14 protein-coding genes are annotated in these 16,214 nt (G+C 61.7%); 9 read left to right on the top strand and 5 right to left on the bottom strand.

What is annotated here, in order from left to right:
* Positions 1–17: 17 nt before the first annotated feature.
* Positions 18–668: a 50S ribosomal protein L25/general stress protein Ctc gene (locus PGB28_RS06220; protein ID WP_271420634.1), complete on the bottom strand. Its 651-nt coding sequence runs from the start codon at positions 666–668 to the stop codon at positions 18–20.
* Positions 669–786: 118 nt separating this feature from the next.
* Between PGB28_RS06220 and PGB28_RS06215 the strand changes: the two genes are divergently transcribed.
* A complete protein-coding gene (locus PGB28_RS06215; protein WP_271420633.1) occupies positions 787–1,986 on the top strand; it encodes an MFS transporter in 1,200 nt (399 codons plus the stop codon).
* Positions 1,976–2,656 (top strand): GNAT family N-acetyltransferase, encoded by a 681-nt coding sequence (locus PGB28_RS06210; protein WP_271420632.1) that lies wholly within the window; start codon positions 1,976–1,978, stop codon positions 2,654–2,656. Before PGB28_RS06215 ends, PGB28_RS06210 begins: the two co-directional genes overlap by 11 nt.
* Here the strand turns inward: PGB28_RS06210 and PGB28_RS06205 are convergent.
* Together PGB28_RS06205 and PGB28_RS06200 are read right to left on the bottom strand one after the other, a co-directional pair.
* Positions 2,617–4,350 carry a di-heme-cytochrome C peroxidase gene (locus tag PGB28_RS06205; RefSeq protein WP_271420631.1) on the bottom strand — a complete coding sequence of 578 codons (1,734 nt, stop codon included), beginning with the start codon at positions 4,348–4,350 and terminating at the stop codon, positions 2,617–2,619. The two genes, PGB28_RS06210 and PGB28_RS06205, sit on opposite strands and share 40 nt — an antisense overlap.
* 139 nt (positions 4,351–4,489) lie before the next feature.
* Positions 4,490–5,656, bottom strand: coding sequence for an alpha-hydroxy acid oxidase (locus PGB28_RS06200; RefSeq protein ID WP_271420630.1), 1,167 nt, complete (start codon positions 5,654–5,656; stop codon positions 4,490–4,492).
* Between the two features lie 138 nt (positions 5,657–5,794).
* Here PGB28_RS06200 and PGB28_RS06195 point away from each other — a divergent pair, with 138 nt between their 5' ends.
* Complete coding sequence (locus PGB28_RS06195) at positions 5,795–6,340, top strand: heme NO-binding domain-containing protein (RefSeq protein ID WP_271420629.1); 546 nt, start codon at positions 5,795–5,797, stop codon at positions 6,338–6,340.
* A gap of 5 nt (positions 6,341–6,345) precedes the next feature.
* Complete coding sequence (locus tag PGB28_RS06190; protein WP_271420628.1) at positions 6,346–7,725, top strand: ATP-binding protein; 1,380 nt, start codon at positions 6,346–6,348, stop codon at positions 7,723–7,725.
* Here the strand turns inward: PGB28_RS06190 and trpA are convergent.
* The gene (trpA, locus tag PGB28_RS06185; protein ID WP_271420627.1) at positions 7,713–8,504 is read right to left on the bottom strand and encodes a tryptophan synthase subunit alpha; all 792 of its coding nucleotides are present in this window, start codon (positions 8,502–8,504) and stop codon (positions 7,713–7,715) included. The two genes, PGB28_RS06190 and trpA, sit on opposite strands and share 13 nt — an antisense overlap.
* Positions 8,505–8,652: 148 nt before the next feature.
* On the opposite strand from trpA, the gene ychF reads away from it, so the two are divergent.
* The gene (gene ychF, locus PGB28_RS06180; protein WP_271420626.1) at positions 8,653–9,750 is read left to right on the top strand and encodes a redox-regulated ATPase YchF; all 1,098 of its coding nucleotides are present in this window, start codon (positions 8,653–8,655) and stop codon (positions 9,748–9,750) included.
* Here ychF and PGB28_RS06175 read toward each other — a convergent pair.
* Complete coding sequence (locus PGB28_RS06175; RefSeq protein ID WP_271420625.1) at positions 9,747–11,066, bottom strand: aspartate aminotransferase family protein; 1,320 nt, start codon at positions 11,064–11,066, stop codon at positions 9,747–9,749. The genes ychF and PGB28_RS06175 overlap by 4 nt on opposite strands.
* Before the next feature lie 115 nt (positions 11,067–11,181).
* Here PGB28_RS06175 and PGB28_RS06170 point away from each other — a divergent pair, with 115 nt between their 5' ends.
* The 4 genes from PGB28_RS06170 (at position 11,182) to PGB28_RS06155 (ending at position 16,194) form a co-directional block, all read left to right on the top strand.
* Positions 11,182–12,045 (top strand): MurR/RpiR family transcriptional regulator, encoded by an 864-nt coding sequence (locus PGB28_RS06170; protein ID WP_271420624.1) that lies wholly within the window; start codon positions 11,182–11,184, stop codon positions 12,043–12,045.
* A gap of 37 nt (positions 12,046–12,082) precedes the next feature.
* A complete protein-coding gene (locus tag PGB28_RS06165; RefSeq protein WP_271420623.1) occupies positions 12,083–13,051 on the top strand; it encodes a TAXI family TRAP transporter solute-binding subunit in 969 nt (322 codons plus the stop codon).
* A 102-nt stretch (positions 13,052–13,153) separates the two neighbouring features.
* Positions 13,154–15,763, top strand: coding sequence for a TRAP transporter permease (locus PGB28_RS06160; protein ID WP_271420622.1), 2,610 nt, complete (start codon positions 13,154–13,156; stop codon positions 15,761–15,763).
* Positions 15,760–16,194 (top strand): universal stress protein, encoded by a 435-nt coding sequence (locus PGB28_RS06155; RefSeq protein ID WP_271420621.1) that lies wholly within the window; start codon positions 15,760–15,762, stop codon positions 16,192–16,194. Before PGB28_RS06160 ends, PGB28_RS06155 begins: the two co-directional genes overlap by 4 nt.
* Positions 16,195–16,214 lie beyond the last annotated feature (20 nt).

Here is a 16,214-nt window from a genome sequence, read left to right as displayed (position 1 = left end):
TCAGCGTTGCGCGAAAATCAATCTTCGGCTTGCTCGGTGGCCGGGACCTCATCGGCGGCCGCCTCTTCGCCCTCATCCTCGTCTTCCGCAGCCTTGAGGCCGGACGGTGCCGAGATGTTGGCGATCACGAAGTCGCGGTCGATGGTCGGCTTGGTGCCTGTGGGCAGCGTGATGTCGGTGATCGTCACGGTGTCGCCGATATCCAGACCCGACAGGTCGACGGTCAGCTTTTCCGGGATGTCACCCGCAGTTACAACCAGTTCCACCTCGGGGCGAACTGCGGTCAGAACGCCGCCTTTCTTGATGCCGGGGGCCTCTTCTTCGTTGATGAACTCAACCGGGATGAAGAGGTTGATCTTGGTGGTGCGGCGCAGGCGCATCAGGTCCAGATGCGTCGGCAGGTCCTTGACCACGTCGCGCTGCACATCGCGGCAGATCACGCGCACATCGTCATGACCGTCGACCTTGAGGTTGAACAGGGTCGACTTGAAGCGGCCTGCTTTCAGTTTCTTCAGCAGTTCATTGAACGGGATCTGGATCGGAAGCGGGTCAACGTCGCCACCAAAAACGATGCCCGGAACCATACCGGCGCGACGCGCCTGACGAGCGGCGCCCTTGCCTGTCCCCGTGCGTTCCTGGGCGTTAAGATCTGGGATCTCACCAGCCATGTCTGTTCTCCTAAGCTAAGGCGGGGACCCTCCAAGGCTGTATCCCCGCGTGAAGCCGCGCGTATAGACCGGAATGTGTCGATTTGAAAGAGCCTTTCTGCGCGCCCCTGTACGGCTTTTGTCGATTGCCAACGCGCGGGCGTCGTGGCACGGCTTGGCGATGATTTCCAGTGACGATATCCGCGCCGCACGTGCGCCGCTGGCCTGTTTTGCCACGATTGGCATGGTCTGGGGGGCTTTTGCCGCGCAGGTGCCGGTGATCAAGGCACAGATCGGGGCGTCGGACGGGGTGTTTGGGTTGTCGCTGCTGGTGGCGTCTTTTGGCGCGGTTGGTGCGATGTGGACAGCGCCGCGCATGGATGGCTGGCTGGGGCGGTGGACCCTGCCGGTACTGGCGCTGGTGCTGGGATTTGCCTTTGTGGTGCCGTCACTTGCGGGGGCGCCGGTGGCGTTCACGCTGGGCATGTTGTGCTGCACATGCAGTGCCGGCACGCTCGATGTGGTGATGAATGCGCGGGTCTCTTCGGTCGAGGCGCGGCGCCGTCGACCGCTGATGAATTTTGCCCATGGGCTGTTCTCGCTGGCCTATGGGCTGTCGGCGCTTTTGGTCGGGCTGTTGCGCGAAGCCGGGTTTTCGCCTTTGACGGTCTTTGCGCTGCTGGGCGTGCTCAATCTTGTTTTGGTGCGCGAGGCGCTGCGCGATCACGGTGAGCCGCTCGATGAAGATGACGTGTCACACACCGATGCCGCGCCGGGGCTTCTGATCGTAGCCGGGATGGTGATTCTCATTGCTTTCATGGCGGAGCAGGCCACCGAAGGCTGGTCGGCGCTGCATATCGAACGCAGCCTTGGGGGTGGCGCGGCCGAGGGGGCGATGGGGCCCGCTTTGCTGGGGTTGACCATGGCGGCGGGGCGGTTCGGCGGTCAGGCGCTGGTCAAATCCTTCTCCGAAATTGCCGTGCTGGCGGTGGCCGCCGTGCTGTCGGCCGCGGGTGCATTCATGGCGGCCATGGCCGAGGGGTTGTTTCTGGCCTATGCCGGGTTTGCGGTTCTGGGACTGGGCGTGTCCGTGGTGGCGCCGATGGCGTTTTCGTTCGTCGGACGCCATGTGAGCAACCGGGCGCGCACGGCGGCCATCGCACGTATATCGGTGATCGGCTATGCCGGGTTCTTCATTGGCCCGCCCATTATGGGGTTTGTCTCCGAAGGGTTCGGTCTGAGCACATCCTTTGCGGTGATGGGGGTGGCGCTGTTGCTTGTCACCTTTATTCTTGCGCCGATGCTGGCGTCACATCAGGGGAGATCACATGCTGAGTAACGGCTTTCACGACGTGCCACCGGGCAAGGTGGCGGCAGTGGTCACGCATCTGGAGATGCGCGCACGCCCCGACGCGCGGCCCGCGCCAGAGGCCGCCGCATGGCCCATTCGCCGGGTCGAGGCACCCTCGCTGGACTGGTACCGCGACTTGTTCCTGCGCGTGGGCGGGCAGGACTGGCTGTGGTTCTCCCGCATGGGCATGGGGGACGCAACGCTCTCTTCGATCCTCTCGGACCCCAACGTACATGTTTATGCGGTGGAAAAGGACGGTCAGGCAGAGGGATTGCTGGAACTGGATTTCCGCGAACCGGGGGACTGTGAACTGGCCTATTTTGGGCTGACCCCGGCGCTGGTCGGGCAGGGGGTGGGGCGCGCTTTGATGAATTTCGCGACAGACGCCGCATGGTCCGCCCCGATCCGCCGCTTTCATGTGCATACCTGCACGCTCGACAGCCCGCAGGCGCTTGGGTTTTACATCCGGTCTGGATTTACGCCGTATCGTCAGCAAATCGAGATTGCCGAAGACCCCCGTCTAACCGGGGATCTGCCGATGGAGGCCGGGCCGCATGTGCCGCTGTTCCTTCCGTCAGCGGTGCCCCCGGGATCAAAGCCCCGGGGGGCCGAAACGGCTCAGATCGACTTGAGATATTCCAGCAGAGCCTTCTTCTGATCTGCCGACAGATCCGTGCCGTATTCATGCCCGCAGCGTGAATTGCCCGAGGTGAGATCATCGCAGCCGGTGGTTTCGATCACATGGTCGAACGCGGTTTGTTCAGTGGACATGCCGACCTTGTCGATGTCGTAATTCGGCCCGGGCGTGAAGCTGGCCGGGCGGTTCTCGGATTTCTCCAGCAGATCGGCCAGTGTCGGGACAGAGCCGTTATGCAGGTATGGCGCGGCGGCCCAGATCCCGTGCAACACGCGGGATTCGTATTTGCAGCCCTCTGCCGGTCCCACATCCTTGGGCGCGGCGTCGTCGGTGACCGGGAAGGCCCCGCGCAGGTCGTCGAACTCGTTCAGGAAGTCGTTGTTGGCATCCGGCGAGGCCACGTCACGCGCTGCGGCCAGCTTGTCATCGCTGAGAAACGAGGTGGAATGCTGGATGATCGCGCCCAGAACCGAGGTGGCCAGCACCTCGAATGCCGGAGCCTCTGCGCCCAGCGGCTTTTCGATCAGCGGGATGGACGCCCCTTCGAGCACGCCGGTTTTCACCACGCGCGTCAGGATCTGGCATTCGCGCACATCCGTGCCCGCATCAAGGATCGGCGTGGCCCATGTGGAATGGAAGAGCGAGCGGAACTCCCCCGTCTTGACGCCGTGACAATCCACGCAGCCGCCGTTTTCCTCGGACAGATTGAAAATCTCTTCGCCCTGCTTTGCGAGGTCCCGGTTGATCTCCCACGGCCATTTCGGCGCGCCGATATCCCAGATCCAGTCTTCGAGCTCTTTGAGCCCTTCGAAATTCGCCGAGTTGACCGAGATATAGTCGCGATTGAAAAACAGCCCCGATTTGGGCTGGGGGTGGAACTCGCCAAAGACGCCGTAAACCTCGCCCAGATTGCGCGACAGGCCCAGAAGCTCATTGCCGTTCTCGGCAAAGCCCGGCCATTGCGTATAGTCCTGACGCGCGGCGTTCCACAGGAACGGGTAGCGCGTGGGGGCATCGGCCACGGCGATATTGTCGGCGATGATGTAGTCGTCGCTCTCCTCGCCCAGATCGAGCCCCGCCAATCGGTTGAAAATCATCGACACCGCGTCAAGCCGCGCAGGCCCCCAGGCCGGATCGGGCAGGGAGCGGGTGATCAGCGTGTGATAGCGGTTCGCCCAGACCTCCAGATCGGCCTTGAGCGCGTTGATCTGGGTCTCGCTGGCGTTGGAGCCTAGAACGCCTGTGGCGAAGTCTTCGAACGTGGTCTCATCGCTCAGCAGCGCCTGTGTCGCGTCGTCCAGATCTTTGAGAAAACTCTGAAAATCCACGATCCCCGGGCCGCCATCCAGCCGGTAGGGCGTGCCACTCACCTCGATCTGCCTTGTGTGGCAGGCGGCGCAGGTCATGCCCACCGCTTCCACATTTCCGTAGGTGTTCGTGGTAAAGCCCACTGGCAGGTCGGCCTCGCCATGATGGGGTAGAGGGAGATAGCCGTAACGCGCCAGCGCGTCATGCAGGAAGGGCTGGCCATCGGGTGCCTTCAGCGCCCGCATCCAGGCGATCGGCATGATGCGCGAGCCCTGATCCTGTGTGTAGAACTGGTCGCGCAGGGACGGGGTCCAGTCGGCCCCCTGATCGACAAAGACGGTCTGCGCGGCAATCGGTGCGCTCAGGCAGGTGGACAGGGCAAAGGCGGCGAGGATGCGGGCGGACATGGCTGGCTCCTGTTGGTGTGAACCAGCCCAGTATACACCCTATGCGAGTGTTTTGTGTGATTTATCTCACTTTTAGAAGAGTCCGGCTGGCGGGCGCTAGTTTGGACACTGGCGGGCATCCGCGCGCCAGTGTTCGATTTCACGCTTGCCAACGGCCTTCGAAATCCTCGGGCACCAGCAGGATATTGCGGTCCACATCCTTCAGGTCGCGTTTGCCGCAGAGCGCCATGGAGGTATCCAGCTCCTTATGGATCACTTCCAGTGCCTTGGTCACGCCCGCTTCGCCCATAGCCCCCAGACCATAGACAAAGGCCCGTCCGATCATGACGCCCTTGGCCCCCATCGCAATGGCCTTGAGCACGTCCTGCCCCGAGCGGATGCCGCTGTCGAGATGCACCTCGAGCCGGTCGCCCACGGCGTCGAGGATGGGCTTGAGCATGCGGATGGAACTCAGTGCACCGTCCAGCTGCCGCCCGCCGTGGTTGGACACAATGATCGCATCGGCCCCCAGATCGGCGGCTTTCACAGCATCCTCAGGGTCCAGAATACCCTTGAGGATCACCTTGCCGCCCCACATGTCCATGAGTTGTTTGACCCGGTCCCAATCCAGCGCATGGTCGAATTTCTCGGCGGTCCAGGAGGACAGCGACGCCGGATCTGTGATCCCCTCTACATGGCCCACCACATTGCGGAAGGTACGCCGCTTGGTGCCCAGCATGCCCAGACCCCAGCGCCATTTGGTCGACAGGTTGATCATATTGGCCAGCGTCGGTTTCGGCGGGGCGGAGAGCCCGTTTTTCAGGTCCTTGTGCCGCTGGCCGAGGATCTGCAGGTCCAGCGTGATGACCAGCGCCGAACAGCCTGCGTCCTTGGCCCTGTTGATCAGACGACGCATGTAGTCGTCATCGGTGAGCGTGTAGACCTGAAACCAGAACGGGGCCGAGGTGTGTTCCGCCACATCCTCGATGGAACAGATCGACAAGGTCGAAAGCGTGAAGGGTACTCCGAATTTCTCCGCGGCCTTGGCGGCGAGAATTTCGCCATCGGCATGCTGCATCCCTGTCATGCCTACTGGCGCAAGCGCCACGGGCATCGACACGTCCTGACCGACCATCTGGCCCGCGGTGGTGCGGTTGGTCATGTCCACCGCCACGCGCTGGCGCAGACGGATCTTGTCGAAGTCCGAGATGTTTTCGCGGAAGGTCTGTTCCGTCCAGCTGCCCGATTCGCAGTAGTCGTAGAACATTTTCGGCGCGCGCGCTTTATACAGGCGCTTGAGGTCTTCGATGCAGGTGATCACAGGCATAGGGCGACTCTTTCGGTGAATTGGTAAAAAAGCTTTACCAATATTGCGGTTTGTCCGCAAGCCTCACGATTGCGGCACTTAAGCGCTGCTTTACTTCTCTGGGCTATGCCGGGGGTACGCAAGCAAAGGAGCGGGCCGATGAAGGGCATGGTTTTCACCGAATTGCTGAGCATGGCAGAGGCTGTCATCGGCGAAGATGCGGTGGACGACATTCTTGATACGCTCGATCTGGACAGTGACGGGGCCTACAGCGCCGTGGGCAATTATCCCTGTGCGGAACTGCTCAGGATCGTCGATGCGATCAGCGCCCATACCACTGTTCCGGTGCCGGAACTGGAACGGCAGTTCGGGCAGTGGATTCACGGCAGGTTCGTCGAAACATATCCGGCGTTCTTCAAGGACAAGCCCAATGTTCTGGCCATGCTGGACGCGATCGAGAACGAGGTGCATGTCGAGGTGCGCAAGCTTTATCCCGATGCTGAATTGCCCACCTTCGAGACCAAGTGGCAGGGCGAACGCGCGCTCAGGATGACCTATCGCTCGGATCGGCCGCTGGTGCCCTTCTGCCATGGCATGATCGAGGCGTGTATCGCCCATTTCGGTGACCCGGCCGAGGTCACGGTGACCCAGATCGGCGACGAGGCGGGCAAGGCGGCGGAATTCCAGGTCCGGCTGACGGGGTAAGCAGGATGGCGGGCGAGCCGATTGCTCTGGCCGAAGGTCCGGTATCGCGGCGGCGGTACAATCGCGAGAGGCGCGCCCGCGAAGAGGCCGAGCGCCTGCTGGATCAGAAAAGCCGCGAACTGTTCGAGGCCAATGAGGCGCTCAAGGCTCAAGCCGCCTCGCTTGAGGATCAGGTGCGGACCCGCACCGCCGCTCTGGACCGTGCCAAGCGGCAGGCGGAGCAGGCAAGCGAGGCCAAGACCGCCTTTCTTGCTATGATGAGCCATGAAATCCGAACGCCGCTCAACGGTGTCATGGGCATGGCCGACGCGTTGCGCGACAGCGGCCTGACCGAGGCGCAGATGGAATTGCTGGACGTGATGAGCTCGTCCGGGCAAGCGCTTTTGTCAATCATCAATGACATACTGGACCTGACCAAGATCGAAGCCCAGCAGATGGAAATCGAGGCGATCGAGTTCGACCTCGTGGAGCTTCTGGACGCGGTGACACGGCTCTACGCGCTCAGCGCGGCGGACAAGGGGCTCGGGTTCGAGGTGCAGATTGACCTTGGTGGACGAAGGCGCATCGTCTCCGATCCCACCCGCCTGCGACAGGTGATCTCGAACCTGCTTTCCAACGCGATCAAGTTCACCGAAACCGGCGGGGTTGGGTTGCATGTCCGTCTTTCGGATGAAAAGCCGATGCAGCTTGCGCTTGCCGTATCAGACAGCGGTCCGGGCGTGCCCGAGGGCAAGCAGGAACGACTGTTTCAGCCTTTTTCACAGGTCGATGCCTCGGTCACGCGCCGCCATGGTGGCACCGGGCTGGGCCTGTCGATTGCACGCAAGATGTGCCGCCTGATGGGCGGCGATCTGAGTTTTACACCCGGCGTTCCCCGGGGATCAACCTTTACGGCCAGGGTCGAGGTGGCAGCGGGGCAGTCAAAACCGTGCAGCCCACCCGTTGCGCTTCCCGAGGCAGAGGCGGTGCTGATGGCGCGGGCATGGCGGATTCTGGTGGCGGAGGACAACAAGACCAATCGCCTCGTTCTGCATCACCTGCTCAAGAAATACAGCCTGAGCATCACCATGGTCGAGAACGGCGCCGAGGCAGTTGCAGCATGGCGGTGCGGCAGCTTTGACCTTATCCTCATGGATGTGAACATGCCGGTCATGGGCGGGTTGGAAGCGGTGGCGCTGATCCGTGCCGCAGAGATGGACCGCGCGTCAGAGCAGCGCGTCCCGATCATTGCCCTGACCGCAAATGCGATGACCCATCAGGTCGAGGAATACCTGCGGTGCGGTGTCGATGGCCATGTCGCCAAGCCGGTGAAACGCGAGCGGCTGGTGCAATGCATGGCACAGCTGTTGACCGCTGGCGATCTCGGGCGCGCTCAGGCGGAATGAGCCCCGTCCGCCAGCGATTTGACGAAGCTCAACACCTCGTCCGGGGAAGATCCGTCCCCGAGTTTCTTGACGATGGCCGAGCCCACAACGCAGCCATCCGCGACCGAGGCAATGGCCTGCGCCTTGTCCGGGGAATTGACGCCAAAGCCCACGATGATCGGCAGGTTGGTCGCGGCCTTGATCCGCGCCACCTCGGGGCCGACATCGGTTGCACTTGCTTCGGCGGCGCCGGTGATGCCGGTGATCGACACGTAATAGACAAAGCCGCTGGTGTTCTGCAGCACCTTGGGCAGGCGTTTGTCATCGGTGGTGGGGGTGGCCAGACGAATGAAGTTCATCCCCGCGGCCTGAGCCGGGATGCAGAGCTCTTCATCCTCTTCGGGGGGCAGGTCCACGACGATCAGCCCGTCGATCCCGGCCTCTTTCGCCTGCACCAGAAAGGTATCAACGCCGCGCGAATAAATCGGGTTATAATAGCCCATCAGCACGATGGGCGTCGTGTCGTCCCCTTCGCGAAACCGGCGGGCAATCTCCAGCGTCCGGTCCAGCGTCATGCCCCCCTCCAACGCGCGCTGCCCGGCCAACTGAATGGTCGGGCCGTCGGCCATCGGGTCGGTAAAGGGCAGGCCCAGTTCGATCACATCCACACCCGCGCCGGGCAGCCCTTTGACGACCTCGAGCGAGGTGTCGAAATCCGGATCGCCCGCCATGACATAGGCGACAAAGGCTTTCTTGTTCTCGGCTTTCAGCGCGGCGAATTTGGCGTCGATGCGGGTCATGTGGGCGTCCTTTGAACTGGCCTTCGAAACGGCTCTGCCCGATTTGCCCAATTTGCGCGCCAAAGGCAATGGGGCGTGGGCCATGGATGCTTGCACTTGGCCCCCGCGCGAACTAGGGAAGCGGCAGATTTTGCGAAGGGATGCCGCCATGGGTTTCAAGATGGGGATTGTGGGTCTGCCGAATGTGGGCAAGTCCACGCTGTTCAACGCGCTGACCAAGACGGCTGCGGCGCAGGCGGCGAATTTTCCGTTCTGCACCATTGAGCCCAATGTCGGCGAGGTCGCCGTGCCCGATCCGCGGCTGGACAAGCTTGCGGCCATCGCCCAGTCGAAACAGATCATCCCGGCGCGAATGACCTTTGTGGATATCGCGGGCCTTGTGAAAGGTGCGTCCAAGGGCGAAGGGCTGGGCAACCAGTTCCTGGCCAATATCCGCGAGGTGGATGCCATCGCCCATGTGCTGCGCTGTTTTGAAGACGGTGATGTGACCCATGTGGAGGGCCGCGTTGATCCCGTGGCCGATGCCGAGGTGATCGAAACCGAACTGATGCTCGCCGATCTCGAAAGCATCGAAAAGCGCCGCGCGGGTCTGGTGCGCAAGCTCAAGGGCAATGACAAGGAAGCGGCGCAGCAGGATCGTCTGCTTGCCGCTGCACAGGCCATGCTGGAAGAGGGCAAGCCCGCGCGTCTGGTCGAGGTGGATGCCGAGGACCGCAAGGCATGGAAAAACCTGCAACTGCTGACCTCCAAGAAGATCCTCTATGTCTGCAATGTCGATGAGGGCAGCGCGGCAGAGGGCAATGAACATTCCGCCCGCGTTGCCGAAATGGCGGCAGAGCAGGGGGCTGGGTCCGTGGTCATTTCAGCCCAAATCGAAGAAGAGATCAGCCAGCTGGACGCCGAAGAGGCCGAGATGTTCCTGTCAGAAATGGGCCTGGAAGAGGCCGGGCTCGACCGGTTGATCAAGGCGGGTTACGCGCTTTTGCATCTTGAGACCTATTTCACCGTCGGCCCGAAAGAGGCGCGCGCCTGGACCATTCGCGAAGGCACCATGGCCCCGCAGGCCGCAGGCGTGATTCATGGCGATTTCGAAAAGGGCTTCATCCGCGCCGAGACCATCGCCTATGACGATTTCATCGCCAATAACGGTGAACAGGGTGCCAAGGAAGCGGGCAAGATGCGCGCCGAGGGCAAGTCCTACATGGTCAAGGACGGCGACGTGTTGCACTTCCTGTTCAACAACTAAAGCGTTTCTGACAGGCTTTTCGACAATTTGCCGATCAGCTCGTCAATCTGGGCCTCGGTACAGATAAAAGGCGGTGCCAACAGCACGTGATCGCCGCGCCGCCCGTCAATCGTGCCGTTCATCGGATAGCAGATCAGCCCGTTTTTCATCGCGTTGGCCTTGAGTCGCGCGGCGATTTTCAGGTCGGGATCAAAAGGCTCTTTCGTGTCACGCTCGGCCACGAATTCCAGTGCGCGGAACATACCGCGCCCCCGGATGTCGCCGACATGCGGATGCTGGCCGAACTCGGCGGCAAGCGCGTCGGCGAAATACGCCCCGATACGTGCGGCGCGATCCGTCAGCCCGCCGGTCGTCAGCTTGGTCACCACCGCATTCGCCGCCGCACAGGCGACAGGATGACCCAGATAGGTATGCCCGTGCTGAAAGAACCCGGTGCCGGATTCAATCGCGCCGTAGATTTCGCCCGAACACAGCATCGCCCCGATGGGCTGGTATCCCGCGCCCAGCCCCTTGGCGATGGTGATGATATCAGGGCGCACCCCGTCCTGTTCGCAGGCAAAGAACGTACCGGTGCGGCTCATACCGCACATCACCTCGTCGAGGATCAGCAGCACGCCATACCGGTCACAGATCTCGCGGATGCGTTTGAAATATCCCGGCACCGCGGGCACCGCGCCCGCCGTGGCCCCGACCACCGGTTCGGCCAGAAATCCGATCACCGTGTCGGGGCCGACGCGCAGCAATTCCGCTTCCAGTTCGTCGGCGACGCGCTGGCCGTACTCCTCAAGGCTCTCACCCTCCGCGCGGTCCCGGTATTCGTAGCAGGGCGCGATATGGCTGGCCGAGACCATGACCGGATCGAACGGCGCGCGCCTCCACATGTTGCCGCCGGTGCCAAGCGCGCCCAGCGTATTGCCGTGGTAGCTTTGGCGGCGCGCGATAAACCGGGTGCGTTCGGGCTGGCCAATTTCCAGCATGTATTGCCGGGCCAGTTTAAGCGCCGATTCGACTGCCTCGGACCCGCCGGACACCAGATAGACCCGCTCGATTCCCTCGGGGGCGTGGGCCACCAGACGGTCTGCCAACGCCTCGGCAGGGGCTGACGTAAGGAAACCCGTATGGGCAAAATCCAGCGAATCAAGCTGTGACTTGATCGCGGAAATCACGTCCGGATCACTATGGCCAAGGCAGGACACAGCCGCGCCACCAGAGCCGTCCAGGTAAGATTTCCCAGTTGAATCATAAAGGTAAATGCCTTCGCCCCGAACGGCGACGGGCATGGTGCCCTTGGTGTGGCGGGGGAAAACATGAGACATGTGGCACCCTCACAGCGGTGTTTCTGATCTCAATGAAACAGATGAAGCAACCGTTGACAACGAATGAAACAAAACGGACAGTTCGGGGGTGCGGTGAGCGACCGGGGGGTATCGTTTGAGTTCGACGTTCGAAGTTCGGCTGGCAGAGCGCTATGGTGACCTGAGCGGGGCACTGCGGCAGGCTGCGGACTACCTGACCGAAAACCCTGTCGATCTTGCCACGCGGACGCTGCGCACCGTGTCGCGCGACAGCGGCATTTCACCGGCGGCCTTTTCGCGACTGGCGCGGGCCTTGGGCTATTCCGATATCGAGGAATTGCGCGAAGAGGTGCGCACCAAGATCGGCCAGCGGGTGAACAATTTCGCCGAACGGGCGGAACGTTTGCACAGTGACCCCAAGAACCAGAACGCCGGCTTTGTCGATGCGCATCTGGCGGCCTGTCAAAGCAATCTGCGCAGCTTCACCGATGATCTGGACCGGGCCATGCTGGACCGCGCGGTGGACCATATCGCGGCGGCGCGCAAAGTTTTGTTGCTGGGCGCGCTGGGGTCGACGGGCGTGGTGGAGTACCTGTCCTACATGGCCAATTTCTGCACCGACACCTGGTCGATGGCCAGCCGCATGGGGGCGTCGCTGGGCGGCGGGATCGTGGGGCTGGGGGCGCAGGATGTGCTTCTGATCGTGACCAAGCCGCCGTTTGCGGGCCGCGCGATCCGGGCCGCGAAAATGGCGCAGGAACAGGGCGTGTTTGTCATTGTCATCACCGACACGCTGAGTTGTCCGGCACTAAAGCACGCATCGGCGCATTTCATCGTGCCCACCGACAGCCCGCATTTCTTCTCGTCCTATGTCGTTACGATTTTCCTCGTCGAGTCCCTGATTGGCGTGTTGGTGAGCCGCTCCGGCCCCGCCGCGCGGGCAAGGATAGCCGAGGTCGAAAGCGCAAATCGGGTGCTGGCCGAAGTCTGGGACCTTTGAGCATCACAACCAACAACCAACCAAGAGGGAGAACAAAATGTTCAACAAACTGAAACTCACAGCCGCCTTTGCGGTGTCGGCCACGATGATGGCGCCGATGGCCCATGCCGAAGAGTTCATCACCATCGGCACCGGCGGTGTGACGGGTGTGTATTACCCGACCGGCGGCGCGATCTGCCGTCTGGTGAACAAGGGCCGCCGCGATCATGGCGTGCGCTGCTCGGTCGAATCCACCGGTGGCTCGGTCTACAACATCAACACCATTCGTGAAGGTGAGCTTGAGTTTGGCGTGGCGCAGTCCGACTGGCAGTACCACGCCTATAACGGCTCGTCGCGCTTTGAAGAGGCGGGCCCGTTCGAGGGCCTGCGCGCTGTGTTCTCGGTGCATCCGGAACCCTTTACCGTGGTGGCCCGCGCGGATAGTGGCATCACCAACTTCGAGGACCTCAAGGGCAAGCGCGTCAATATCGGCAACCCCGGCTCCGGCCAGCGCGGCACGATGGAAGTGCTCATTGAAGCGCTGGGCTGGACCACCGATGATTTCGCTCTGGCGACCGAGTTGAAGGCGGCGGAGCAATCCGCGGCGCTTTGCGACAACCAGATCGACGCCATGGTCTATACCGTTGGCCACCCCTCCGGCTCCATTCAGGAAGCGACGACAGCCTGTGATTCCGTGCTGGTGAACGTGACCGGTGAAGCGGTGGACAAGCTGATCTCGGAGAACTCGTTCTACCGTTCGGCCACCATCCCCGGCGGCATGTATCGCGGCAATGACAGCGACACCACGACCTTTGGTGTGGGCGCGACGTTCGTGACATCGGCGGATGTCTCTGAGGATGTGGTCTATACGCTGGTGAGCGCGGTCTTTGACAATATCGAGGACTTCAAAGGCCTGCACCCGGCTTTTGGCGTGCTCAAGCCGGAAGAAATGGCCACCGCAGGTTTGTCCGCTCCGCTGCATGATGGCGCGGCCAAATACTACAAGGAAAAAGGCCTGATCGACTGATCATTGCCTTGTGATGTGGCCGGGGGCGGGTGACTGCCCCCGGTTTGCCCGTACGGAACCAAAACCATGTAAGGCGCCGGGAAAACGGCAGCAGGGGGTCAGATGTCCGATTCAAACAAACGCGCGTTAAGCGAAGAAGAACTTCAGGAACTGGTCGCCGCCAGCGACAGCGGGGCGCGCAGCCCGGTCGGCGCGGTCGGCACGTTCATTGCCGCTGTCGCGCTGATCTGGTCGGTGTTTCAGGTTTTGCTGGCCTCGCCGGTCGCGCCCTATATCCTGCCCGGCGATTTGATCAACAATTCGCGCCAGATCCATCTGGCCTTTGCGATTTTCCTGGCCGCCATGGCCTATCCGTTGTTCAAATCCAGCCCGCGTGACCGCATTCCTTATTACGATTGGGCGTTGGGCATCGGCGGCGCGTTTCTCGCGCTTTATGGCTATTTCTTCTACGAAAAGATCGTCGGCAATGGCGGGCTGGCGGATGCCACCGACGCCTATTTTGCGCTGGCCGGTCTGATCCTTTTGTTCATTTCTGCTTACCGCGTTCTGGGTCCTGTCATGGTGATCCTTGCGGTGGTCTTCCTGTTTTACGTCTTCTTCGGCTCGTCCGAGGCTGTGCCGGACCAGATCCGCTGGGCCGGGGCCAGCCTGCGCAAGGCGATGAGCCATATGTGGATCACCTCCGAGGGCGTGTTCGGCATCGCGCTGGGTGTGTCGACGAAATTCGTCTTCCTCTTCGTGCTGTTTGGCGCGCTGCTGGATAAGGCGGGTGCCGGCAACTATTTCATCAAGATGGCGTTCGGCGCGCTTGGCCACCTGCGTGGCGGCCCGGCCAAGGCGGCTGTGGTCGGCTCTGCCGCTACCGGTCTGATTTCGGGCTCGTCCATCGCCAATGTGGTCACCACCGGCACCTTTACCATCCCGCTCATGAAACGGGTGGGTTTCTCGGCGGAAAAGGCGGGCTCGGTCGAGGTTGCGTCCTCTGTGAACGGTCAGATCATGCCGCCGGTGATGGGGGCAGCAGCGTTCCTCATGGTGGAATATGTGGGCATCTCCTATGTCGAGGTGATCACCCATGCCTTCCTGCCCGCGGTGATTTCCTACATTGCGCTGGTCTATATCGTTCACCTTGAAGCGGTGAAAAACAACATGCCGACGCTCGGCAACCGGGTCGTGTCCATGGGGCGCACCATCGGCGGGATGTTCGCGTTCTTCGCGGGCTTCGCACTATTGTGCTATGCCACCCAGTTCCCGGTCAGTTGGATCGTGGCGCTGGTGCCGAACGGCTCGGGCTGGATCCTTGGCGCGCTTTTGTTCGCGATCTACGTGGGGCTCGTCTATCTCGCGGCGCAATCGCCGGATCTGGAGCCGGACGACCCCAATGCGGAAGAGGTCGAGCTGCCGGTAGTGGCCGAGATCTACAAGACCGGTCTTTATTATCTGCTGCCGATCATCGTGCTGGTCTATTTCCTGATGATCGAACGCAAATCGCCGGGTCTGTCGGCGTTCTGGGCGACCTTCCTGCTGTTTGGCATCCTGCTCACGCAAAAGATGCTCAAAGCGATGTTCCGAGGCGAGGTGAACGCCGTGAACCGGCTGCGTGACGGGGGCGTGGACCTGATCGAAGGTATGATCGACGGGGCGCGCAACATGATCGGGATCGGTCTGGCCACAGCCACCGCCGGGATCATTGTGGGTACCGTGTCGCTGACCGGGATCGGTCAGGTGATGGCCGATTTCGTCGAGTTTCTGTCGGGCGGCAACCTGATCCTGATGCTGATCTTCGTGGCGATCCTGTCGCTGATCCTTGGCATGGGGCTGCCGACCACGGCGAACTATATTGTTGTGTCCTCGCTTATGGTGGCTGTGGTGGTCGAACTGGGCGCGCAATCGGGGCTGATCGTTCCGCTGATCGCGGTGCATCTCTTCGTGTTCTATTTCGGGATCATGGCGGATGTGACGCCGCCGGTGGGTCTCGCCTCCTTCGCGGCGGCGGCCGTTTCTGGGGGCGACGCGATCCGCACGGGGTTCACGGCGTTCTTCTATAGCCTGCGGACCGTGGCGCTGCCGTTTGTGTTCATCTTCAACACGGATCTGCTCTTGATCGATGTGACATGGGTGCAGGGCATCATCGTCTTCATCGTGGCGACCGTGGGCATCCTTGTGTTCACCGCAGCGACCATGGGCTGGTTCCTGACCAGGAACCGCATCTGGGAAACCGTGGCCATGCTGCTGATTGCCTTCGCGCTGTTCCGGCCCGGCTTCTTCATGAACCAGATCCAGCCGCCGTTCGAAAACATCGCACCCGCCGCATTCAGCGAAGCGCTGGGTAATGCGAAACCGGGCAGCGAATTGCGGGTGGTGATCTCGGGCCCCGATTTCGACACTTTGGAGATCAAGGATGTGACCGTTCCGCTCACCGTGCCGGATGCCGAAGGATCGCAGGCGCGGCTGGATGCGCTGGGCTTTATCCTTGTGCCCGAGGGCGAGGTGATGCGTCTGGATGAGCCAATGTTTGGTAGAGACCTGGGCGATGCGCTATCCAGCTTTGATTTCTACGCCGACGACCCGGTGCAGATCGCAAGCGTGCAAGCCACGGCGGACCAGATGCCCAAGGAGCTGATCTTTATCCCGGCGCTGCTTTTGCTGGCCCTTATCGCGTTCCTGCAAAGGCGGCGCGCTCAACCCATCCTCCAAGGAGAACCGGCATGACGCTTTCCGTAGTCCTCTGTGCCATCGACACCAACCGCCCCGAGGAAGAAACCCATGTGCTGCAGGCCGCCCAGCGGCTGGCGGCAATGGACGGGGCACAGCTTGACGTGATCACGGTTGTGCCCGATTTCGGAGCGACGGTGGTGGGCGCGTACTTTCAGGACCATCACGTGCGTTCGGCGCGCGATGGTGCGGCCAAGGCGCTGAGCGATTTTGCGGAAAAGGTGTTGGGGGCTGAAGCCAACGCAAAAATCCGGCATATCGTAGCGGTTGGCAGTGTCTATGAAGAGGTGCTGAAGGCGGCGAAAGTCTCGGAGGCCGACCTGATTGTCATTGGTGCGCATCGTCCGGATCTCAAGGACTACCTGCTCGGACCGAATGCGGCGCGGGTGGTGCGCCATTCCGATTGTTCAGTCTATGTGGTGAGGTAGAAAACGATTACTTCAAAAGA

The sequence above is a fragment of the Primorskyibacter aestuariivivens genome, from assembly GCF_028023675.1.
Lineage (GTDB): Bacteria > Pseudomonadota > Alphaproteobacteria > Rhodobacterales > Rhodobacteraceae > Marinovum > Marinovum aestuariivivens.
The sequence above is the reverse complement of the archived record's forward strand: the minus strand, read 5'-3'. Positions and strand labels throughout refer to the sequence as shown.

Excerpts from the sequence above, each read along its gene's own strand:
- PGB28_RS06220 (WP_271420634.1), bottom strand. The coding sequence starts at position 668 with ATGGCTGGTGAGATCCCAGATCTTAACGCCCAGGAACGCACGGGGACA.
- PGB28_RS06200 (WP_271420630.1), bottom strand. The coding sequence starts at position 5,656 with ATGCCTGTGATCACCTGCATCGAAGACCTCAAGCGCCTGTATAAAGCG.
- PGB28_RS06160 (WP_271420622.1), top strand. The coding sequence starts at position 13,154 with ATGTCCGATTCAAACAAACGCGCGTTAAGCGAAGAAGAACTTCAGGAA.
- ychF (WP_271420626.1), top strand. The coding sequence starts at position 8,653 with ATGGGTTTCAAGATGGGGATTGTGGGTCTGCCGAATGTGGGCAAGTCC.
- PGB28_RS06210 (WP_271420632.1), top strand. The coding sequence starts at position 1,976 with ATGCTGAGTAACGGCTTTCACGACGTGCCACCGGGCAAGGTGGCGGCA.
- PGB28_RS06165 (WP_271420623.1), top strand. The coding sequence starts at position 12,083 with ATGTTCAACAAACTGAAACTCACAGCCGCCTTTGCGGTGTCGGCCACG.
- trpA (WP_271420627.1), bottom strand. The coding sequence starts at position 8,504 with ATGACCCGCATCGACGCCAAATTCGCCGCGCTGAAAGCCGAGAACAAG.
- PGB28_RS06195 (WP_271420629.1), top strand. The coding sequence starts at position 5,795 with ATGAAGGGCATGGTTTTCACCGAATTGCTGAGCATGGCAGAGGCTGTC.
- PGB28_RS06205 (WP_271420631.1), bottom strand. The coding sequence starts at position 4,350 with ATGTCCGCCCGCATCCTCGCCGCCTTTGCCCTGTCCACCTGCCTGAGC.
- PGB28_RS06155 (WP_271420621.1), top strand. The coding sequence starts at position 15,760 with ATGACGCTTTCCGTAGTCCTCTGTGCCATCGACACCAACCGCCCCGAG.
- PGB28_RS06190 (WP_271420628.1), top strand. The coding sequence starts at position 6,346 with ATGGCGGGCGAGCCGATTGCTCTGGCCGAAGGTCCGGTATCGCGGCGG.
- PGB28_RS06175 (WP_271420625.1), bottom strand. The coding sequence starts at position 11,066 with ATGTCTCATGTTTTCCCCCGCCACACCAAGGGCACCATGCCCGTCGCC.